The 21,038-nt window shown below is 58.0% G+C and carries 19 protein-coding genes and 3 pseudogenes; 14 read left to right on the forward strand and 8 right to left on the reverse strand.

Annotated elements, in window-relative coordinates:
- Positions 1–176: 176 nt before the first annotated feature.
- Complete coding sequence (locus AC1DVF_RS05045) at positions 177–1,421, forward strand: MFS transporter (protein WP_093431704.1); 1,245 nt, start codon at positions 177–179, stop codon at positions 1,419–1,421.
- Positions 1,422–1,437: 16 nt separating this feature from the next.
- On the opposite strand, the gene AC1DVF_RS05050 is transcribed toward AC1DVF_RS05045, so the two are convergent.
- Together AC1DVF_RS05050 and AC1DVF_RS05055 are read right to left on the reverse strand one after the other, a co-directional pair.
- Positions 1,438–1,899 carry a hypothetical protein gene (locus tag AC1DVF_RS05050; protein ID WP_477782150.1) on the reverse strand — a complete coding sequence of 154 codons (462 nt, stop codon included), beginning with the start codon at positions 1,897–1,899 and terminating at the stop codon, positions 1,438–1,440.
- A 170-nt stretch (positions 1,900–2,069) separates the two neighbouring features.
- A pseudogene (locus tag AC1DVF_RS05055) lies at positions 2,070–2,381 on the reverse strand (LysR substrate-binding domain-containing protein); the annotation flags it as partial.
- Here AC1DVF_RS05055 and AC1DVF_RS05060 point away from each other — a divergent pair.
- Positions 2,376–2,501: pseudogene (locus AC1DVF_RS05060) on the forward strand (zinc-binding dehydrogenase); the annotation flags it as partial. The pseudogenes AC1DVF_RS05055 and AC1DVF_RS05060 sit on opposite strands and share 6 nt — an antisense overlap.
- Before the next feature lie 123 nt (positions 2,502–2,624).
- Here the strand turns inward: AC1DVF_RS05060 and AC1DVF_RS05065 are convergent.
- Together AC1DVF_RS05065 and namA are read right to left on the reverse strand one after the other, a co-directional pair.
- Positions 2,625–3,008 carry a nuclear transport factor 2 family protein gene (locus AC1DVF_RS05065; RefSeq protein ID WP_093431509.1) on the reverse strand — a complete coding sequence of 128 codons (384 nt, stop codon included), beginning with the start codon at positions 3,006–3,008 and terminating at the stop codon, positions 2,625–2,627.
- A 40-nt stretch (positions 3,009–3,048) separates the two neighbouring features.
- Positions 3,049–4,089 (reverse strand): NADPH dehydrogenase NamA, encoded by a 1,041-nt coding sequence (gene namA, locus AC1DVF_RS05070; protein ID WP_257355143.1) that lies wholly within the window; start codon positions 4,087–4,089, stop codon positions 3,049–3,051.
- A 113-nt stretch (positions 4,090–4,202) separates the two neighbouring features.
- Between namA and AC1DVF_RS05075 the strand changes: the two genes are divergently transcribed.
- Positions 4,203–4,592, forward strand: a complete 390-nt coding sequence (locus AC1DVF_RS05075) for a winged helix-turn-helix transcriptional regulator (protein ID WP_093431515.1) — start codon at positions 4,203–4,205, stop codon at positions 4,590–4,592.
- Between the two features lie 153 nt (positions 4,593–4,745).
- On the opposite strand, the gene AC1DVF_RS05080 is transcribed toward AC1DVF_RS05075, so the two are convergent.
- Positions 4,746–5,708, reverse strand: a complete 963-nt coding sequence (locus AC1DVF_RS05080; RefSeq protein ID WP_320336756.1) for an AraC family transcriptional regulator ligand-binding domain-containing protein — start codon at positions 5,706–5,708, stop codon at positions 4,746–4,748.
- A gap of 67 nt (positions 5,709–5,775) precedes the next feature.
- On the opposite strand from AC1DVF_RS05080, the gene AC1DVF_RS05085 reads away from it, so the two are divergent.
- A complete protein-coding gene (locus AC1DVF_RS05085; protein ID WP_093431520.1) occupies positions 5,776–6,633 on the forward strand; it encodes a sterol desaturase family protein in 858 nt (285 codons plus the stop codon).
- Positions 6,630–7,223 carry an NADPH-dependent FMN reductase gene (locus AC1DVF_RS05090; RefSeq protein ID WP_093431523.1) on the forward strand — a complete coding sequence of 198 codons (594 nt, stop codon included), beginning with the start codon at positions 6,630–6,632 and terminating at the stop codon, positions 7,221–7,223. The genes AC1DVF_RS05085 and AC1DVF_RS05090 overlap by 4 nt, the downstream gene beginning before the upstream one ends.
- Positions 7,224–7,316: 93 nt before the next feature.
- On the opposite strand, the gene AC1DVF_RS05095 is transcribed toward AC1DVF_RS05090, so the two are convergent.
- Positions 7,317–8,219: a LysR family transcriptional regulator gene (locus tag AC1DVF_RS05095; protein WP_175559576.1), complete on the reverse strand. Its 903-nt coding sequence runs from the start codon at positions 8,217–8,219 to the stop codon at positions 7,317–7,319.
- Between the two features lie 123 nt (positions 8,220–8,342).
- Between AC1DVF_RS05095 and AC1DVF_RS05100 the strand changes: the two genes are divergently transcribed.
- The 3 genes and pseudogenes from AC1DVF_RS05100 (at position 8,343) to AC1DVF_RS05110 (ending at position 10,534) form a co-directional block, all read left to right on the forward strand.
- Entirely contained in the window at positions 8,343–9,773 is a 1,431-nt protein-coding gene (locus AC1DVF_RS05100) for an aldehyde dehydrogenase family protein (protein ID WP_477782151.1), read from the forward strand.
- Positions 9,774–9,914: 141 nt separating this feature from the next.
- Positions 9,915–10,205 (forward strand): annotated as a pseudogene (locus tag AC1DVF_RS05105) (hypothetical protein).
- A complete protein-coding gene (locus tag AC1DVF_RS05110) occupies positions 10,205–10,534 on the forward strand; it encodes a hypothetical protein (protein ID WP_320336761.1) in 330 nt (109 codons plus the stop codon). The pseudogene AC1DVF_RS05105 and the gene AC1DVF_RS05110 overlap by 1 nt, the downstream one beginning before the upstream one ends.
- Positions 10,535–10,595: 61 nt before the next feature.
- Here AC1DVF_RS05110 and AC1DVF_RS05115 read toward each other — a convergent pair whose 3' ends face one another.
- A complete protein-coding gene (locus tag AC1DVF_RS05115) occupies positions 10,596–11,501 on the reverse strand; it encodes a LysR family transcriptional regulator (protein ID WP_477782152.1) in 906 nt (301 codons plus the stop codon).
- Between the two features lie 94 nt (positions 11,502–11,595).
- Between AC1DVF_RS05115 and AC1DVF_RS05120 the strand changes: the two genes are divergently transcribed.
- From AC1DVF_RS05120 to AC1DVF_RS05135, 4 genes are all read left to right on the forward strand, one after another.
- A complete protein-coding gene (locus AC1DVF_RS05120; protein WP_460090941.1) occupies positions 11,596–12,762 on the forward strand; it encodes an MFS transporter in 1,167 nt (388 codons plus the stop codon).
- Between the two features lie 58 nt (positions 12,763–12,820).
- Positions 12,821–13,447 (forward strand): TetR/AcrR family transcriptional regulator, encoded by a 627-nt coding sequence (locus tag AC1DVF_RS05125; RefSeq protein WP_477782153.1) that lies wholly within the window; start codon positions 12,821–12,823, stop codon positions 13,445–13,447.
- Positions 13,448–13,772: 325 nt separating this feature from the next.
- Complete coding sequence (locus AC1DVF_RS05130) at positions 13,773–14,882, forward strand: efflux RND transporter periplasmic adaptor subunit (RefSeq protein ID WP_477782154.1); 1,110 nt, start codon at positions 13,773–13,775, stop codon at positions 14,880–14,882.
- The gene (locus AC1DVF_RS05135) at positions 14,879–17,968 is read left to right on the forward strand and encodes an efflux RND transporter permease subunit (RefSeq protein ID WP_477782155.1); all 3,090 of its coding nucleotides are present in this window, start codon (positions 14,879–14,881) and stop codon (positions 17,966–17,968) included. The genes AC1DVF_RS05130 and AC1DVF_RS05135 overlap by 4 nt, the downstream gene beginning before the upstream one ends.
- 52 nt (positions 17,969–18,020) lie before the next feature.
- Here the strand turns inward: AC1DVF_RS05135 and AC1DVF_RS05140 are convergent, their stop codons facing one another.
- Positions 18,021–18,935, reverse strand: a complete 915-nt coding sequence (locus AC1DVF_RS05140) for a LysR family transcriptional regulator (RefSeq protein ID WP_186622259.1) — start codon at positions 18,933–18,935, stop codon at positions 18,021–18,023.
- 214 nt (positions 18,936–19,149) lie between these two features.
- Between AC1DVF_RS05140 and AC1DVF_RS05145 the strand changes: the two genes are divergently transcribed.
- Complete coding sequence (locus tag AC1DVF_RS05145; RefSeq protein ID WP_477782156.1) at positions 19,150–20,481, forward strand: nucleobase:cation symporter-2 family protein; 1,332 nt, start codon at positions 19,150–19,152, stop codon at positions 20,479–20,481.
- A gap of 31 nt (positions 20,482–20,512) precedes the next feature.
- Entirely contained in the window at positions 20,513–21,022 is a 510-nt protein-coding gene (locus tag AC1DVF_RS05150) for a nucleoside deaminase (protein WP_008077533.1), read from the forward strand.
- Positions 21,023–21,038: the final 16 nt, after the last annotated feature.

Here is a 21,038-nt window from a genome sequence, read left to right on the forward strand (position 1 = left end):
CATCACCCTGCATCCCCAGAGGATCAGGCAAGCATTCAAGAGGAATGCGCTAGGGAAGGGCCGGATTGACCGGGAGAATGTGTCTATCTGTTACAGGGGCAGTGCCCGCAAGGGCGATTAACTGCTTGCCCCTGCGCATCACATCCACACGTTTTTTTGCACCACAGGTAGTTCCCATGACGTTTCCTTCTACAGATCCTTCTAAAAGAACAGGCGGCTGGAGCGCCGTGCTGGCCATGTCGCTGGCCGCATTCGCTTTGGTCGCTTCAGAGTTCATGCCGGTCAGCCTGCTGACGCCGATTGCGGCCGACCTGCACATCACCGAAGGCCAGGCCGGGCAAGGGATTTCCGTGTCCGGTGCCTTTGCCTTGATCACCAGTCTGTTGATTGCCTCGGTCGCCGCGCGCGTCGAACGCAAGAAGCTGCTGCTGGGCCTGACCTTGCTGATGATCGTCTCCGGCACGGTCGTCGCGGTCGCGCCGGGCTACCCGTCATTCATGTTCGGACGTGCGCTGATCGGGATCGCGATTGGTGGTTTCTGGTCATTGTCGGCGGCGACCGCAATGCGTCTGGTGAAGCCTGAACAGGTTTCGCGAGCGCTGGCCATCGTCAATGGCGGTAACGCCTTGGCCACGGTGATAGCCGCTCCGGCGGGGAGCTTTCTTGGCTCGCTGATCGGCTGGCGCGGCGCATTCTTCTGTGTGGTTCCGGTCGCAGTGCTGGCCGCCGTGTGGCTGCTGATCAGCCTTCCGTCGTTCAAGGCCGAGCGCCAGGCCGGTAGCGGCAACGTCCTGCGGCTGATGAAGCAATTGCCAGTGGCCTTGGGCATGGTCGCCGTCAGCGTCTTTTTCATGGGCCAGTTCATGCTGTTCACCTATCTGCGGCCCTTTCTTGAAGGCGTGACGGGCGTCAGCGTTTCTACGTTGTCCTTGATGTTGCTGGGGCTGGGACTGGCCGGTTTTATCGGCACCTTTCTGATTGAAAGGTTTATGGGTCGCGGCCTCTACCGCACGTTGACCATCATCCCGCTGATCATGGCGGCCATCGCGCTGGCGTTGGTCAGCTTCGGCAAATCACCGGTACTCACCGCGATGTTGCTCGGACTCTGGGGACTGGTTGCGACGGCCGCGCCGGTTGGCTGGTGGACATGGTTGGCGCAGACGCTTCCGGATGATGCGGAAGCCGGAGGCGGCTTGCTCGTGGCGATTGTTCAACTGGCGATCGCAGGAGGCGCAATCATTGGAGGTCTGGCCTTCGATCTGAGTGGTTACAAAGCCACATTCGAGCTTAGCGCCGCTGTCTTGGTTGTCGCCTCAGTGCTGGCCTGGCTGGCGGGGCGCAATGCCACGGAAGTGCATCTTGTCGAACCGACAGCTCATTCGAGCGCTGTTTCCGGCGCTCCTGAGTCCCGATTTGTCTGATCACGCAGGAAGCTGCTCAGTGCACCAATGACGGTTGGGTCGCGACCGAGACAGTGAAGACCACGACAAACAGCACGACGAGCCCCCAGAACAACACCATGACTGTCAGCATGACGACCTTAAGGCCTTGATAAAGCCTGCGCAGCCAATGGCCTTCGGGTTTTGCGTCTGCGCGGGCTCTGAGTAGGCCTTTCAAATAAAAACCAAGCAGCGCAAGCAGTGCGCCATCTATCGCCAGCGCAGGCAGGCCGGCTAGGGGGAAAATGCTTTCCCAGCGATAGAAAGAAGACCGGCTCAGAAAGACCACATAACAAGTCAGACTGCCGTAGGGCAGTGCTCTCCACCATTTGCCGGCCAGCGCCCCGACCATCAGGCACATGATCACCATGAACGGGCTGAGGAGAATATGGAGCATCCAGTCCAGTACGTTGGGCAAGTAGTCCGGGGAATGGATGCTGCGCCAGAGGTGTTCCAACATTGATCGGGTTCCTGCCGTCCATGAAGTAAGTGCTGCTGCGGTGCTTCCTTGCTGCAGCACGGTATCGGCGTGTTTTCGGGTTACATAAGGGTGTTATGTGAATTGGGTAAGAACCGACGTTCGCGAAGGACCGGTTCCGCCCCTTAACCACCGTTTACACAGCTCGATCGCTAGAGTTCCAGCCAGTCAGAATGAAGCTGCGGAAATCGCTCTTGCAGCCACTCGATAAAGGCTTGAACCTGGGGCGCCAGATGAGTCCGGCTCGGGTATAGCAACGACACCGGGCGAGGGGCTGGCCGATAAGGCTTTAGAATTTCCACCAAACCGCGACTTTCCAAATGCTTGGCCACGGCGATCCCGGGTGCCTGAATTATTCCGAAGCCCGACACGCCACACTGAACGTACGCATTCGACTCGGTGACGGTGATGCCAGCGTCAGGCACAAAGGATCGATCCTGACCTTTCACCGAAAAATGCCAGGGCTCAACGAGCACAAGATCCGTCCCGTGATCGATCAGGTTTATCCATTCGAGACAGCACGAGAAGCTTACGAGCATCTCGCGAGGGGAGCATTTGGAAAGGTTGTGATCAAAGTCGCTTAATAACGTAAAGGCGCCAATTTGGCGCCTTTTTTCTCGCTCATCGCAGCAGATTTGCCCGCAGATTCTAATGTCAACGCGTGAGCAGGGAGAGTCGAACACTAAACCGCCGGACGGCACTAGTCATCAAGCTGCTCCATGCGTTTGAAAAATCTTGCTGATCACAGTCCACTTGCCATCAACTTTCAGCAGATGAAAAAAGTCGGTGAAAGAGATGCCTGACATGTCGTTGGCGTCGATGCGAGCACTAGCCGCCGTACCGACGACTTCGACGCGGACGATAGCTGCTGGTGCGTCAGGAGAAGGGCGGAAACCCTTGTCGATCCCGTTGAACAGGATTGAAATTGCGCCGCCCGCCAGCTTACCGTCGCCATCGACGCTGAACATGGTCGCTTGCTCACTGAAAGCCGGCTTCATGATGCTGCTTTTGGCCTGCTTGCAGCCCTCAATGTACTGGTTAAGCACCTCGGTGATGGCTTGGTATTCTTCAACGTAAGTCGGTTTGCTCATGTGCTTGCTCCTGCTTCATAGGATTAGTGCAACAAAGGCATCAGGCTTTCGTATCAAGCCAGACAGATCCATAACGTGTGTAGGCGGTAGGAATCTCGATGATTTCCTTAAGATCATCTGCAGCGGTGCGAACCCAGAATGGGTCTCGGAGCATTTGCCGCCCGACAAACACCAGATCAGCTCGGCCGTTCTGCAAGATTTCTTCAGCCTGACGCCCACTCTGGATAACCCCCACAGCGCCTGTCGCAATATGCAATTCCTTACGCAGTAATTCAGCGGCCGGCACCTGGTAACCCGGGTAGGTCTCGACCTTGACCATCTTGACCCCGCCGGAACTGCAGTCGATCAAGTCAACGCCCTGAGCTTTCATCCAGCGACCATATTCGAGGAACGACTCGGGCGTGTTTCCGCCTTCGGCGTAATCAGAGCTGGAGATGCGCACGAACAGAGGGCGATCTCCCCAATGCGTTTTGACCTCTTCCAGCACCTCTTGCAAGAAGCGATAGCGACGCTTGGCATCACCGCCATATTCGTCGTCGCGGGTGTTAGCCAACGGCGAGAGAAACTCACTTAACAAGTAGCCGTGCGCGGCATGGATCTCAAGCACATCGAAGCCAGCTTCGCTGGCGCGACGTGCGGCATCGCCGTAAAGCTTTACCAAAGACGGAATCTCATCAGCCGCGAGTTCGCGAGGAACGGGGCTGGTTTGCGTAAATGGAATCGCCGATGGCGCGATGTGAATCAGACCGGGCAGGTCAGCGTTGCGCCCCGCATGGCCGATCTGAGCGCCGGCCTTTGCACCAAAGCCGTGAAGCAATTCTGTTAGCGCCTTCAAGCCGACAACGTGCTCATCGCTCCAGATGCCAAGGTCACCGGCTCCAATACGACCGTCAGCCTGAATGGCCAGCGTTTCGGGAAAAATCAGTGCTGCCTGACCCAGGGCACGAGCTCCGTAATGAACGCGGTGCCAGTCAGTCACGAAGCCATCATCCGCCGCCATGTGCATGCACATAGGGGACATGACGACCCGGTTTTTCAGGGTGAGGCCCTTAATTTCATAGGGTGATAACAACAAACTCATCTGTCCGATTCCATAGTGGTGAATATGGAATCCATGCTAACTTTTGCAGCACATTGACGTAAGTACGCACAATTTTGTGCGGTAGGCACACTTTTTATACCAAGGTAATAACAGTGAAAAAATGTAACCCTCAGGATGAAATCGAGGCTTTCGCTTGTCCCGTCGCATTCACTGTCGATGTCATTGGTGGAAAATGGAAATCGCTCATACTTTTTCACCTGATGTCAGGCACGAAGCGCTTCAACGAGCTGCGTCGGCTAATTCCAGATATCACGCAGAGGATGCTGACACTCCAGCTGAGAGAGCTGGAGACTGACGGGGTGATTCATCGCGAAATCTATCGCGAGGTGCCCCCCAAAGTGGAGTATTCGCTTACAGCGTTAGGTGACTCACTCGCGCCATTGGTGAGTGCGATGCGAGAGTGGGGAGCAGTGCATGAACGCACGATCCTGGAACTCAGGCGCTCTGCCGTCTGTGACGACAAGTTGGAATCTCTGGCTTGAATCACGCCGATGTTGAGAGGTGGAGGGGGTGAACAATGCGAAGTTTGATGCCCGCTTGGCGCAGGGTTGAAACTGCACGAGAGAAATCACTCGCGCGTGATGAGGCGAATTTTTGAGGTCGCACTGCCGTTACGAAAAATTCTGGCCGCCACCTTATTTCATGTCACGCCATCGGCTTCGGGCGTGTAGATACGCCGTCAAATCGCTGTAACCTAGTTGAGCTGCAATCTCCGTTAATGACTCTCCCTGCAATTCAAGATGCATTTCCAATTCTGCGCGAATCTGATCGAGCAATTGTCTGAAGGTTGTACCTTGCTCCTCCAGCCGTCTGCGCAAGGTCCTTGGCGTCTGGTGCAGTGACTTCGCCAGATTGTCCAGATTGGGAGTTTCACGTCTCGCTAGAGATCGTCGCGCTCCTTCAGCAACCTTGGCTGACCAACCGCTGAAATTCCGATGCGCGGCGATCCGTCGATCCAGCTCCTGCGTTAATAATTCCAACATGCCGTGATGACGGGTTTGCATTGGCAGGCTCAAGCTTCGAGCATGAAAATAGAAGCAGTTGATCGAGCAATCAAACTCAACACGATCACCAAACCATTCGGTGTATTGCTTGTAATACGACGGACGCGAATGAGTGAACTTTGCCAAAATCGGCTGCACATTGTGTCCTGTACCTCGTCGTAACTGCGCTATGGACATCACCCCGTAGTGTTCGACGACATACCGCGCCAACTCTCCTGGCGCATCAACGTTCAATTCGACTCCGACGCCGTTTTCGTCATTAACCAACCTGACATTGTCTGTGTCCGAGGCAAGAGGTGCGTAACGGGCCCAAAGGTGCATGGCTGACAAAATATCTGGACTGTACAAGCAAAGATAAGCCAAGACATGCCAGTCCTGGGGGGTGAATAGCGCGAACAATTTTAATCCGATCGCCGGATCGATACGTGCCGCTTCGCGCCACAGTTGATCCAGTTCGATCAGGTTGTAATCCGTACTCTTCCGGGCAACCTGGCTATCAAGGAAGCGCTCCAATACCTGGCCCAGCCTGCCGCGATGAAAGCGTTGGGGGGCGCGGTTGGCCGGTTCTAGCTCAATTTTGTCCATTTCGCGCATTGGGAGGACTTGCTCGCAGGTTTCTAATGAAAGGGCATTGCCCGGAAGGGCCTAAATCGAGAGTGCCATGAATACAACAATGCTCGTCAATAACCCCGCAGTGATAGTAGCCGGGATTTTCCTCTCCTTCATTTTACTGGAACTTGCCTGTTCCTCGCTTCGTCAGTCGTCAGGTAGTAAACGTGACGTACTCATTGAAGTCGTCGGCTCCGGTATATTAGTGATGGTCACATTTCCTTTAGTCATGTGGCTAAGTGGTCTGATATTAAATCACGCCATCCCGGAAATGAAGGGCGCACTGACCTCTATTCCATGGATCGCAGGATTTGCGTTGTTTCTACTGCTGGATGACATGACCCAATATTGGTGGCATCGCCTGACGCATCGTATTCCTGCTCTTTATGCATTGCATCGCGCACATCATTCCGCGCCCTATATGAGCATTCGCATCGTCTACCGCAACAATAGTTTCTACTATCTCTTGATGCCGGGCATCTGGCTATCTGGCGTGTTGATTTATCTGGGGCTCGCACCCGTTTATTATGTTTATTTGATTATAAAAATGACTGTGATCTTCGCCGCACACAGCAATGTTGCGTGGGACGACAAACTTTATCGCATTCGCGCTTTACGGCCGATCATCTGGGTTCTTGAGCGAACCATTTCCACTCCATCCACTCATTCTGCGCATCACGGTTTGACTGCAGAGGATGGCGTGACTCACTACAAAGGTAATTTCGGTAACCTGTTATTTTTATGGGATGTGTTGTTCGGAACAGCCAAAATTACCCGTAGGCGTCCGCCAGCATACGGTATCGAACACTTGTCACCGATAACCTGGAAAGAAGAATTGTTCTGGCCAATCGTTCGCTCCCATCGCACGGCACCCAAGGTAAGTGAAGCTAAACAGAAGGTCGCACAATGAGTCGCCATATCGTTCTGCTGTCTGGATCGAATAGATTCAACAGTCAATCAATCAAAGTTGCGCATTATCTGCGCGAGCGGTTAGAAGCACTTGAGCTTTGTGACTCAAGCGAACTGATAGATCTGGCGTCGAGTCCGCTACCGCTGTGGCCAGAAGAAGACACTCAGAAAGCCTGGAGTGCCCAGCAATCCACCCTCAAAAAAGCAACAGCATTGATCGTGATTAGCCCAGAGTGGAATGGCATGGCTTGCCCGGCCCTGAAGAACTTCTTTTTGTACGCAGGGTTCAGCGAACTAGGACATAAGCCCGCGCTTCTAGTTGGCGTTTCGGCTGGACTTGGGGGAGCCTACCCAATTACCGAATTACGTGCTTCAAGCTATAAAAATAGCCGGATCCTGTATTTGCCTGAGCAACTGATTATAAGAAACGTTGAATCAATGTTTAACAGTGAGTGCCCTTCAGATGAAAATGATATGCGCATCCGCGCACGTGCCGATTGGGTTTTGCATGTTCTTTGCCAATACAATGACGCCTTGCGTACGATACGAACTGCAATCAAACATCCACCTGAGTTCTCTACGGGGATGTGAGATTGTCGCACCTCAATAAGTTTAAAGTGCAACTGTTAAAGCTAAACATTAGTGGCTGCCGGTAAAGGTCAACTATTTCCAACTCAGCCCAGATCAAACCACAGTGGGCCGTAACTCCTGCGCCAGTTCAATCAGTGCGCGCAATCGCGCCGGCACGAAGCGATGGCCCGAGTAGTAGAGCCTCAACCCGCCAAACGACGGGCACCACGGCAGCAACACCGGCACCAGGGCGCCGCTCGCCAGTTCTTCCTGGATGAACCACTCGGAAATGAACCCAATGCCGAGGCCCGACACTACGGCCTGTTTGATGGCCAGCAACTCGTTGGACGCGAAGCACACCGGCAGATCCATCTGCAGTTTTTGGCCATCGCACTCCAATTCCCACTGGTAGAGGCCACCATGGGCCATGCGCATGCCGATGCTCCGGTGGGTGAGCAGATCTCGCGGATGCTCGGGCACGCCTTGGCGTTCGAGGTACTCGGGCGTGGCCACCACAAGCATGCGGATGTCACCTGAGAGTGCCACGGCAATCATGTCTTGCGGCACAGACTCTGCCAGACGAATCCCGGCGTCGAAGCCACCGGCGATGATGTCGACCATGCTTGATTCGCTGACGATGTCGATGCGCACATCGGGATAGCGCTGAGCGTACTGCTTCAATAGCGGATCCAACAGCAGGTAGGCCGCGCCATGCGGTGCATTGATGCGCAATGTGCCGCTGGGTTCATCGGGGCCGGCGCTGGCTTCCTCGCCGGCACTTTTGATCTGTGCCAACGCAGGTGCGATGCGTGCCACATAGCGTTGGCCGATGTCGGTGAGGGCAACGCTGCGCGTGGAGCGATTGAACAGGCGCACTTTCAGGCGAGCTTCCAGGCCGGCCACCGCGCTGCTCACGGCGGTGGTGGACATGCCCAACTCCTGTGCTGCGCCGCGAAAACTGCTGCGGCGCGCCACGGCCAGTACCACTTCCAGCTCGGTCATTGCTGTTCTGTGCATGGATTGTCCTGAATATAAGGATGCTTCATCAGCCAAAGGATGGCTTATCGGAATAATGAACCCTTCTTAGACTCCTTCACAGAGGCTCGATTCAGGCGAGCCGTTTTTGAGCGAGGAGTCGCCATGCAACGCATTGAACATATCTACATCAACGGCGAGTTCGTCCTTCCACACGGTCAGGAATGGTTTGATCTTCATAACCCGAGTACCGAGGAAGTCATCGGCCAGGTTCGGCTGGGCGACGCACTGGACGCACAGCGTGCGATCGCAGCCGCCAAGGTTGCGTTCCCGGCGTGGGCCCGTACCAGCCGGGAGGAACGCATTGCGGCACTGCACCGCATGCACCGGGCCATGGCGGCAAGGGAGGAGGAGCTGCTGGAAGCCATCCTCGTGGAGTACGGCGCACCTGCGGTTCGCGGGCGCTGGATGGCGACTTATCCGGCCGAGGTGATCGCGCAGGCAATCGATGCACTGGAGGCATTCGATTTCGAGGAACAGGTCGGCATGGCCAGGGTCATTCTGACGCCGGTGGGCGTGACCGGTCTGATCACGCCCTGGAACAGCAATGCAGGCTTCATCTGCAACAAGCTGGCCACCGCGCTGGCAGCAGGCTGCACCGCCGTCATCAAGCCTAGCGAGATGAGCGCATTGCAGACGCAGGTCGTGGTCAGGGCGTTGCACGAAGCGGGGCTGCCACCGGGTGTATTCAACATCGTCAACGGGCGAGGCGATGTGGTCGGTGAGGAAATCGCGCGACATCCCGATGTCGCCAAGATCTCGTTCACGGGCTCGTCCGCTATCGGGCGACACCTGGTAAAAACCGGTGCTGACACCATGAAGCGCGTGACGCTTGAACTCGGCGGCAAGTCGCCCACCGTCGTACTTGACGATGCGGATTTCCAGGCCGTCATGCCGATGGTGCTGCAAGCCGGATTTCTCAACAGCGGCCAGGCTTGCATCGCAGGCACTCGCATCCTCGTGCCGCGCCGCCGGCTGGCAGAGTTCGAGCGCATTGCGAAGGAGGGCGTCTCACAGATCCGATCGGGCGATCCACGTAACACTGACACCGACATCGGTCCGATGGTGAGCCAGAAACAATGGGAACGGGTGCAGCGCTACATCCGTACCGGCCAGGAAGAAGGCGCGAGGTTGCTGGCGGGTGGCGAAGGTCGCCCGCAAGGCTTGCATGCCGGATGGTTCGTGAAGCCCACGATCTTCACTGATGCCAACAACCGGATGCGCATCGCGCGTGAGGAAATCTTCGGCCCCGTGCTGACAATCATTCCCTACGAGGATGATGCCGATGCAATCAGCATTGCCAACGATACGGACTATGGGCTGAGCGCCCTGGTGCTGGGAAAAAGCTCGGAACGTTGTATGAACGTCGCTCGTCAGATCGATGCGGGGCGCGTGCTCATCAACACCCTGGCCCACGAACCACGTGCGCCCTTCGGTGGATTCAAGCATTCAGGCCTTGGGCGCGAAATGGGCAGGTGGGGGATGAGCGCGTATTTGGAGCCGAAGGCGTTGATCAGCTCTGCCCCGTTGAAATGACTGGGTCAGGTTCCTGTCTGGGGCACTGGAGGGGGAATGGCAATTTAGCGTTCACTGGGCGACTGAAAACGGCCCGAAGCGGCCCTTGATGTCTGTTTGTTGTCGTCATATGTTACGGGCATTCATGGAGGATCCTGGCTGATGGCTCGCGTGGGTTTGATACTGAAACCCGGTTTTGCGGACTGAGAATATGCTTTCCCCGTTTTACGGGATCGACGTCAGGTTTTTTGCTCCTGCTATGGGGCAGTTTCGTTCGCAGGGTGGATTGGCTGTACTGCTCCAGGCACCGCCCCCGTCAGCTTCACCTGCGCAGTGTTTGAAGGTGCCGGGCTATCTTCAGAGAGCATTGCTCAGTTCAGGTCAATGTTGGCAGCGGAACATGGATGTTCGCGTTGTCCCGGCATGTCGGGCACATTCTCAGGAGATAATTGATGAGCGCTGGCGATGTACCTGTGGGGCAAGTGGTACAAGGCTACGTAACGTTTGTAGGGAGTGAGGGGACGTGGATTGGAGCGCAGTTCATGAGCTTCAGTTATAGCGCCAATGGGAAGCGGTTTCACAAGTCTCTCAACGAAACCATTGACGCTTGGTCAACTGCAACTCTGCGTAAAGCCTCATACGGACTGAAGGTAGGCGATCCGGTGTCGGTTTGGTGCTCTCTCAGCGACCCGGATATGTGTTGCATCGGCGAAAAACCAGCCGACAAGCCGGCATTGGTGCGTTTGATTGAGTCTCTGGGAGCGATAGGGTATTTAAGTTAATCCACGCTCTCCAGGCCGACATGTGTTGAATTCAACATCACGAATATCCGCAAATATCAGCCTACGTCTCGGCTGACATCCGATGATGTTCCACCAAAAAGTCCACGAACAACCGCACCCGCGCCGGCATCGCCGCGCCGCCGACGAACACCGCATGAATCGGTTCCTGGTCCCCCGGGTTCCACGCTTCCAGCAGCGCAATCAGTTCGCCGCGTTGCAGATCCTCACTCACGCTGAACTCCCCGATACGGGCAATGCCGGCGCCCATTCGCGCGAATTGCGCCAGCGCTTCACCACTGCTGCATTCGATGTTGCCGCTGACCTTCAGGGAAAACGCTTTGCCATCGCGGATAAACGGCCAGTTGGGTTCGGCACGCTTGAAATTGAAGCGCAGGCAGTTGTGTTGGAGCAGGTCTTCCGGTTCCTGCGGGATGCCGTGGCGTTGCAGATACTCCGGCGATGCCACCACGACCTGGCCGGTGGTGCCGATCCTGCGTGCGGTCAGCGGGCTGTCGGGCAGATGGCCGAAGCGCACCGCGACGTCGGCTTGCCCGCCAAGAATGTCGACCACTTCGTCGCCGAGGTTGAGGTCGACGACGATGTTCGGGTAACGGGCGCTGAAGGCTGCGACCAAGGGAACGATGGCCAGCCGTCCATGGCCAAGGGCGGCACTGACCCGCAATCGCCCCTTGGGTACGCCTTGATCGGCGATGGCTTCTTCGACTTCATCCATGTCGGCGAGGATTCGTCGGGCGCCGCGCAGGAACGCTTCGCCCTCGGCGGTGAAGGTGATCGCTCGGGTGGTGCGCAACAGCAGGCGGGTGCCAAGCCGTTGCTCGGTGCGCGCGATGATCCGACTGACTGCCGAGGGTGTCAGGCCCAGTGCACGCGCGGCGGCCGACAGGCTGCCTTCCTGCGCAACGGTGGTGAATACGCTCATTTCACCTGATCTGCCGTTGAAATCCACTTGTGCCTCCTACGCAAAGGTGATTGCCAAAAATGCTATCTACCGCCTGAAAAGACGGGATCGTAGCATTGGCGGCATAGATAAGGAGCTTTCCATGCGTATCAATCCACCACTTGTTGCACTCGCCATCGGTGCCTTCGGCATCGGCGTCACAGAATTCGCCCCCATGGGCATGTTGCCGGGTATCGCTGCGGATCTGGGCGTTTCCATTCCCGCTGCCGGTTTGCTGGTCAGTGCTTATGCGCTGGGCGTATTGCTCGGCGCACCGCTGATGACCCTGACCACCGGCAAGATTCCCCGACGCTATCTGCTGATCGGGCTTATGGCGATTTTCACCCTGGGTAATCTGATGTCGGCCCTGGCCACCGATTACTACAGCCTCATGGTCGCCAGGGTGGTCACCTCACTGAACCACGGTGCATTTTTTGGCGTCGGCTCCGTCGTCGCCGCCACCCTGGTCGCCCCGGAAAAACGTGCCGGGGCGGTTGCGGCGATGTTCATGGGCCTGACCCTGGCGACCATCGGCGGCGTGCCGCTTGCCGCCTGGTTTGGCGAACTGTTCGGTTGGCGCACGGCTTTCTGGGGTATTACYGGCCTGGGCGTGCTGACCATGGCTGCGTTGTGGTTCGCTTTGCCCAACGTGCGGGCGCCGCAAAGCGTCGGTGTCATGGCGGAAATTCGGGTATTGGGGCGCGGCCCGGTGCTCGCCGCGCTGGCCCTGACCGTCGTCGGCTCGAGCGCGATGTTTACCGTCTTCACCTACATCGCACCGATCCTCAGCAGCGAGACCCATGCGTCCACTGCTTACATCACCGCCATGCTGATGCTTTACGGTGTCGGGTTGACGCTGGGCAACATGTGGGGCGGCAAGGCTGCTGACCGCTCGATCGATCGCACCCTGATCGTCTCGCTGAGCGTGCTGATTCTGGTCTTGTTGGCGTTCACCGTACTGATGCGCTGGCCGCTGCCAGCCGCCGTGGCCATCCTGATCTGGGGTATCGCCAGCTTCGCTCTGGTGCCACCGCTACAGATGCGTGTAATGGAAGCAGCCAAGGACGCGCCCAATCTGGCCTCGGCGGTGAACATCGGCGCCTTCAACTTCGGCAATGCGATTGGCGCGGCGCTGGGCGGCGCGGTGATCAGCAGCGGRCTGGGTTACCCGGCGATCTCCCTGGCCGGCGCGGCGATGGCGGGCCTGGGGCTGCTGATGGTGTTGGGATTTGCGTGGCGTTCCAGAACGGTTGAAGTCGCCGTGGTGTAACACGTTCAACAATGCTCGGCGAGTTGTCAGTCATTCATAGGGTGAGTAAGCTGCCCCCATGAATCAGCCATCCCTATCTGCCTCCTCGCCGAGCACTCGTGGCCCCGCCGAACACGACATTCGTGACCAGATTGTCGCCGCGGCCAACGAGCATTTCAGCCAATATGGCTACGGTAAAACCACGGTTTCCGACCTGGCCAAGGCCATCGGTTTTTCCAAGGCGTACATCTATAAATTCTTTGATTCCAAGCAGGCGATTGGCGAGGCCATTTGTGGCAACTGCCTGGGCCAAATCGCTGCAGCCGTCGAACAAGCGGTTAACGCAGAAGCGCTTTCAGCCACCGAGCGTTTGCGCAGGCTGGTCAAAACCGTGATCGCCACGGGTGTGGATCTGTTCTTCAACGATCGCAAGCTCTACGACATCGCGGCGTTTTCCGCTTCGGAGCGCTGGAACAGCGCCCAGGTGTACGAAGCGCAGATCAAGGGCTTTATCCTCGCCATCTTGCGTCAAGGTCGAGAAGCGGGGGAGTTCGAGCGCAAGACCCCGCTGGACGAGACCGTCGAGGCGATCAATCTGGCGCTGCGACCTTTCGTCAACCCGCTGCTGTTGCAACACAATCTGGATCTGATCGAACAAGCGCCCACACTGACCACCAACCTCATCCTGCGCAGCCTCATGCCTTGACCCATCGCTGAGCAAAGTTTTCAGGCGATTCGAGTCAACGCGGCATCCTCCTATTAAATTTCCTGTTCCCTGCACATGAGTGGCGGGCGAGCTATACATTTAGCTAGAGGTGACCATTATCGGAATTGGTCATATGAATGGTATGGCTATATACAAGTCTAGATGCCAGGTAACCATAACAATAGCGAGTCGGGCCATCCATTCGATGGACAGTCCTATATTGCTGCTGGTCAGGATGCAGTCGTTTCCTGAGGCGTGACCATTGACGATATTGGTCACAAGGCTGAGAATATGATGATCATCCTATTCCTCAGTAAGGGAACCTATGCGCCGGCTCCGACTTTTCCCCATTGCCGCATGCTTGTTGCCTCTTGCCCTGAGTGCCTGTGGCGAGTCTTCCAGCGTTGCGGATCCTCGCACACAGGCGCCGCTGGTCAGATCCGCTGCTGTTCAGGCGTCACCTGATGTCGCTCGCTCTTTCACCGGAGTGGTCGCGGCGCGCGTTCAGGGCGACCTGGGTTTTCGCGTATCGGGCAAAGTGCTGGAACGCCTGGTTGATACAGGGCAGGCCGTTAAGCGAGGGCAGCCGCTGATGCGTCTCGACCCGGTCGACCTCGGGCTGCAAGCGCGGGCGCAGCAGGCGGCGGTCATAGCTGCTCGCGCCAGCGCCAAACAGACAGCCGACGATGAGGCTCGCTATCGCAAACTGGTCGGCGTTGGCGCCATATCGGCATCAGCCTACGATCAGTTCAGAGCCGCCGCGGAGACGGCAAAGGCGCAGCTCAACGCCGCGCAAGCGCAGGCCGACGTGGCCCGCAATGCTTCGGGTTATGCGCTGCTGGTCGCTGATGCGGACGGCGTGGTGGTGGAAACACTCGCTGAACCTGGACAAGTCGTCAGCCCGGGACAACCGGTGGTGCGATTGGCCCGCGCAGGGCAACGCGAAGCCATCGTGCATCTGCCCGAAACCCTGCGCCCGGTTGTCGGCTCCACCGCGCAAGCCAGCCTCTACGGCATGAATTCAGCGGCTGTCACGGCAAAACTGCGGCTGCTTTCGGACTCGGCAGACCGAACAACACGCACATTCGAAGCGAGGTATGTGCTCGAAGGGCCGCTGGCCAATGCGCCAATCGGTGCGACAGTGACCCTCAGCATTGCCGAGGGCGCCACCCAGACTCAAGCGCTACAAGTCCCCATCGCTGCCGTTTACGACCCAGGCAAAGGACCCGGTGTGTGGCTGATCGCCGGAACGCCGGCAAAGGTGACCTGGCGAGCGGTTCAGGTGCTGGGGTTGAGCGATGATTCGGCGCGCATCGCTGGCGACCTCACTGCCGGTGAGCAGGTTGTAGCGTTGGGCGCCCATCTGCTGCGCGATGGCGAAGAAGTACGATTGCCGCAGCAGAGCGAAGCCAGCGTTGCCGGGAGTCGTCCATGAGCCAGTGGCGTTTCAACCTTTCGGCCATTGCCGTGCGCGAGCGGGCGATCACGGTGTTTCTGATTTTTCTGATTGCCGTTGCAGGGACGTTGTCGTTCTTTCAACTGGGACGTGCGGAGGATCCACCGTTCACGGTCAAGCAGTTGACCGTGATTACCGCGTGGCCCGGTTCGACGGCGCAAGAGATGCAGGATCAGGTCGCCGAACCCCTTGAAAAGCGCCTGCAAGAACTCAAGTGGTATGACCGCTCGGAAACCTACACTCGTCCTGGACTGGCGTTCACGATGGTGTCGTTGCTCGATAGCACGCCACCGTCGCAAGTGCAGGAAGAGTTCTACCAAGCACGCAAGAAGCTCGACGATGAAGCCATCAAGTTGCCGGCCGGCGTGATCGGGCCGATGGTCAACGATGAATTTTCCGATGTGACCTTTGCGCTGTTCGCCTTGAAAGCCAAAGGCGAGCCACAGCGCTTGCTGGTGCGTGATGCGGAAGCCATGCGCCAGCGTCTGCTGCACGTGCCGGGGGTGAAGAAGGTCAACATCATCGGTGAGCAAGCCGAGCGCATCTACGTTTCGTTTTCCCATGACCGGCTGGCGACCCTCGGCTTGTCGCCGCAGGACATCTTCGCCGCGCTGAACAGTCAGAACGTGCTGACGCCCGCCGGCTCCATCGAAACCAATGGGCCGCAGGTTTTTCTGCGCCTCGACGGTGCCTTCGACAAGGTGCAGAAAATTCGCGACACACCGGTCTTCGTGCAGGGGCGCACACTCAAGCTCTCTGATGTGGCGACGGTTGAACGCGGTTACGAAGATCCGGCGACCTTTGTTGTGCGCAATAACGGTGAAGACGCGCTGCTGCTGGGCGTGGTGATGCGTGAGGGCTGGAACGGTCTGGATCTGGGCAAGGCGCTGGATGCGGAGACCGCGCGGATCAATGCGGAAATGCCATTGGGCATGACACTCGCCAAAGTCACCGACCAGGCGGTCAATATCGACTCGGCGGTCGGCGAGTTCATGGTCAAGTTTTTTGTCGCGCTGCTGGTGGTCATGCTCGTTTGTTTTCTGAGTATGGGCTGGCGGGTAGGGGTGGTGGTCGCCGCGGCTGTGCCGTTGACTCTGGCGATCGTGTTCGTGGTGATGGCCGCCACTGGCAAGAATTTCGATCGCATCACCCTCGGCTCATTGATCCTTGCGCTCGGGCTGTTGGTCGATGACGCGATCATCGCCATTGAAATGATGGTGGTGAAAATGGAGGAGGGCTACGACCGCATCAAGGCGTCTGCCTATGCTTGGAGCCATACGGCGGCGCCGATGCTGTCCGGTACGCTGGTGACGGCAATCGGCTTTTTGCCCAACGGTTTTGCCCAGTCCACTGCCGGCGAATACACCAGCAACATGTTCTGGATCGTCGGCATCGCATTGATCGCTTCCTGGGTCGTCGCGGTGGCGTTCACCCCGTATCTGGGCGTGAAGTTGTTGCCGGACATCAAGAAGGTCGAAGGTGGCCATGCGGCGATCTATAACACGCCGAATTACAACCGCTTCCGTCGGCTGCTGACCGCGGTGATCGCCCGCAAATGGCTAGTAGCAGGCACGGTGGTCACGCTGTTTTTCGTCGCCGTGCCAGGCATGGGGCTGGTGAAGAAACAGTTCTTCCCGACCTCTGACCGCCCCGAGGTGATGATCGAGGTGCAAATGCCCTACGGCACTTCGATCGAACAGACCAGCGCCACGGCCGCCAAGGTCGAAGCCTGGTTGCAAAAGCAGGATGAGGCCAAAATCGTCACGGCCTATATCGGCCAGGGTGCGCCGCGTTTCTTCCTGGCGATGGCGCCAGAATTACCCGACCCTTCGTTTGCGAAAATCGTGGTGCTGACGGACAGTCAGCAAGCACGCGAAACCCTCAAATTCCGGCTGCGCGAAGCAGTTGCCGAAGGACTCGCGCCGGAAGCCCGTGTCAGGGCCACGCAAATTGTGTTCGGTCCGTATTCGCCGTTTCCGGTTGCCTACCGTGTGATGGGCCCTGATCCGGTGAAGCTGCGCGATATCGCCGAGCAGGTCCGGAGCGTGCTGCAAGACAGCCCGATGATGAGAACGGTGAACACTGATTGGGRGCCGCTGACCCCGACCTTGCATTTCAGTCTCGATCAGGACCGTCTGCAGGCAGTGGGGCTGACCTCCAATGCGGTCGCCCAGCAACTGCAGTTTCTGCTGAGCGGAGTGCCGATCACGGCGGTGCGCGAGGATATTCGTTCTGTGCAGGTCGTCGGGCGTGCGGCGGGCAATATCAGGCTCGACCCGGCGCAGATCAAGGGTTTCACTTTGGTCGGCGCGTCGGGACAACGCATCCCGTTATCGCAGATTGGCGAGGTCGATGTGCGCATGGAGGACCCGATTCTGCGCCGCCGTGACCGCACACCTACTATCACTGTGCGTGGCGACATTGCCGAAGGTTTGCAGCCACCGGATGTTTCGAGCGTGATCCTCAAGCAGTTGCAGCCGATCATCGAGACACTGCCCTCCGGTTACCGGATCGAGCAGGCGGGGGCTATCGAAGAGTCCGGCAAGGCGGGCAAGGCGATCTTGCCCTTGCTGCCGATCATGATCGCCATGACGTTGCTGATCATCATCGTGCAGGTGCGTTCGATCGCGGCGATGATCATGGTCTTCCTCACATCACCGCTAGGCTTGATTGGCGTGGTGCCGACGCTGCTGATCTTCAATCAGCCGTTTGGCATCAATGCGCTGGTCGGTCTGATTGCGCTGTCGGGGATCCTGATGCGCAATACGCTGATTCTGATCGGGCAGATCCATCACAACACGCTGGAAGGGCTGGACCCGTTCCACGCCGTTGTCGAGGCCACGGTGCAACGTGCACGGCCGGTACTGCTGACGGCAATGGCGGCCATCCTGGCCTTTATCCCCCTGACACACTCGGTGTTCTGGGGGACGCTGGCCTACACCCTGATCGGTGGCACATTCGTCGGCACCATCATGACGCTGGTGTTCCTGCCGGCGATGTATTCCATCTGGTTCAAGATCCGCCCTGAGCACCAGGCTCAGACTGGAACAGTCAGACTGGCGTAGTAACAACGCCTGCAATCGAGGCCCGCTTTCGCGGGCCTCTTTGTCCCCCCCGTCAAAGTGTGGTGATCTGTCCGTTGCGGTCCAGCTCATACACCTTGTTGCCCTGCAATTTCTCCTTCAGCCACCGCTCGGCCTTGCCCAGCGGTCGCTGCCGCGCCCACAACAAATCCACACCGATCTGCCAGTCCGTATGCGGATACGCCGAGAGCTGCAGTTCCACCAGCTCACCCTTGGCCAGTTCACGCTGAACAAGCTGCCGGGGCAGGGTGGCCCAGCCTAGCCCGGCGCGGACCATTTCCAATAACGCCAGATAGCTTTCCGCTTGCCACAACTGGGTCGAGCGCAGGTATTCGCTGCTCGGCAGTTTGCTTGCGTGGGCGCTGAAGGCCAGGCGGCGATGGACGTGCAGGTCGTCGAAGGTGACGTCATCGAGTTGCGCCAGTGGATGATCGGGATGGCAGACGTGCAGCATGATCAGTTTGCCCAGTTGCTGGAACGCCAGTTCCTTGGGGTAGCCGGGCTGCGAAAACGCCACACCGAGTACCGCTTCGCCGCTGCTGACCAGTTCGCTGACGTCGCCATACACCGGATGGCGGATGATCAGGTCGACGAAGGGGAACGCGGCTTCGAAGGCTTTGAGCACCGGCATGATCGGGCCGTACGGCGTTTCAATGGCGAGCGTCAGGCTGGTTTCGACGTTGTCCGACAGGCAATCGGCGTGGGCTTCGAAGGTCATGCAGCGTTCGAGCACGGCTTCGGCCTGCACCAGCAATTTATGGCCGCTGGCGGTGAGGGCAGGGCTGCGGTTGCTGCGGTCGAACAGGTCGACGCCAAGGTCGGTTTCGAGGTTGGCAATCGCCGCGCTGATGGTCGATTGGGTCTTGCCCAGTTGGCGCCCGGCTGCGGAGAACGATCCGCTTTTGACCACTTGGACGAACATCAACAGTTGATCGAGTGAGAAGCGCAAGCGGTGAACTCCCGGGTCGAAAATAAAGGTTTGGAGCGGCTAACGAATGCCTGATTGTGCCATCGAAAAAAACGATGGTTGCTAATTTGTTTCATCGTAATAAACGTTCAACTATGGCCCCGCGTCAAACGATCTCCGGGGCGGATCTGACTTTCAAGCGCCCCTGAGCATGCCCGCGATCTCAACAGATGCCGCACCTTCAGGAGCGTGTGAAATGACTACACAACGCATTCATCCGGTGGACGAGGTTTTGCCACTGCGACAGTTGTTCACGTTTGGCTTGCAGCATGTGCTGGTGATGTACGCGGGAGCGGTGGCAGTGCCGCTGATTCTCGGCAATGCCATGGGGCTGACCTCGGCGCAGATCGTTTTACTGATTAACGCCAACCTGTTGACCTCGGGTGTGGCGACGTTGATTCAAACCCTTGGCTTCTGGAAGTTCGGCGCGCGGCTGCCGCTGATTCAGGGCTGCTCGTTCATAGCCCTGGCGCCGATGATCATGATCGGCAAGGAATTCGGCCTCAGTCAGATTTTCGGTGCGGTGATCGCGGCAGGCTTTATCACCATTGCTCTGGCACCGGTGTTCAGCCGCTTGCTGCGGTTTTTTCCGCCGGTGGTGATTGGCAGTCTGATCACCATTATCGGCATCTCTCTGATGCCGGCGGCAGCGATCTGGCTGGGTGGCGGCAATCCCGATTCGGCGGATTTTGGCAATCCCGCGAACCTGTTGCTGGGCTTGGCCACGGTCAGCGTGACGTTGCTGATCTACGCCAAATTCAAGGGTTTCATTGGCAACCTCAGCGTGCTGATTGGCCTGTTCGTCGGCAGCCTGATCGCAGCGGCTTGCGGCATGACTCACTTCAATCGGGTCAGCGAAGCGGCGTGGTTCGAGCTGAGTGCGCCAATGGCCTTCGGCGCGCCGGAATTCGCGCCGGTGCCGATTCTGATCATGACCCTGGCGATGCTGGTGATCATGGCCGAGACCACCGGCAACTGTCTGGCGATCGGCAAACTGACCGGCAAAGCCACCACGCAACAGACCCTCGGCAACGCGTTCCGCGCCGATGGCCTATCGACCATGCTGGGTGGCTTGTTCAACAGTTTTCCCTACAACGCTTTCACTCAAAACACCGGTTTGATCGCGCTTTCGAACGTGAAAAGCCGCTTCGTCGTGGCCGCGGCCGGGGCAATCATGGTGCTGATGGGGCTGTTCCCGAAACTCGGTGCATTGATCGCCGCAGTGCCGACGCCAGTGCTCGGTGGCTGCGCGATCGTGATGTTTGGCATGACCACGGTGGCGGGGATTCAGGAACTGTCACGGGTGCAATTCGAGGGCACTCGCAACGGCATCATCGTCGCCGTATCGGTGAGCGTCGGCGTGCTGCCAATGTCCTTTCCGGCGCTGTTCGAGCACGTCGGCCCGACCCTGAAACTGGTGCTCGACAGCGGGATTTTCCTCGGTGCGATCACAGCCATCGTCCTCAACATCCTGCTCAACAACGATAAAAAATCCACTGAAACCATCGGCGCTGAACTCGCCGACTGACTGTTTGTTTTCCACTGCCCAGGAGTTACCCATGAATCAATTCACTCAGCTCATCCCGGCCGGCGTTAGCGAGCTTGATCTGACCTTGCTGCGCCAGACCATCGCCTTGTCCGAGGCATCGAAACAACGCGGTCGCCATCCGTTCGCGGCATTGGTGGCCGATCGCAACGGCAAGGTGATTGTTGAAGCCGGGAACAATTCGATGCCACCGGAAGGCGATCCGACTCAGCATGCCGAGTTGGTGGCGGCCGCAGCAGCGGCAAAACTGCTGTCACCGCAAGAGCTGGAATTGTGCACGCTGTACACCAGCGCCGAACCTTGCTGCATGTGTGCCGGCGCTGTGTATTGGACGGGCATCGGGCGGGTGGTTTACGCCTTGTCGGAGCATGCGTTGCTGGGATTGACCGGTGACCATCCGGAGAACCCGACGTTCTCGCTGCCATGCCGCGAGGTGTTCGCCAAGGGGCAGCGCAAGGTCAGTGTGTTGGGTCCGATGCTGGAGGGCGAGGCGGCTGAGCCGCACAAGGGTTTTTGGTCGTAACAGGGAGCTCCAGAAA

The organism is Pseudomonas sp. P4_D7, assembly GCF_056401755.1.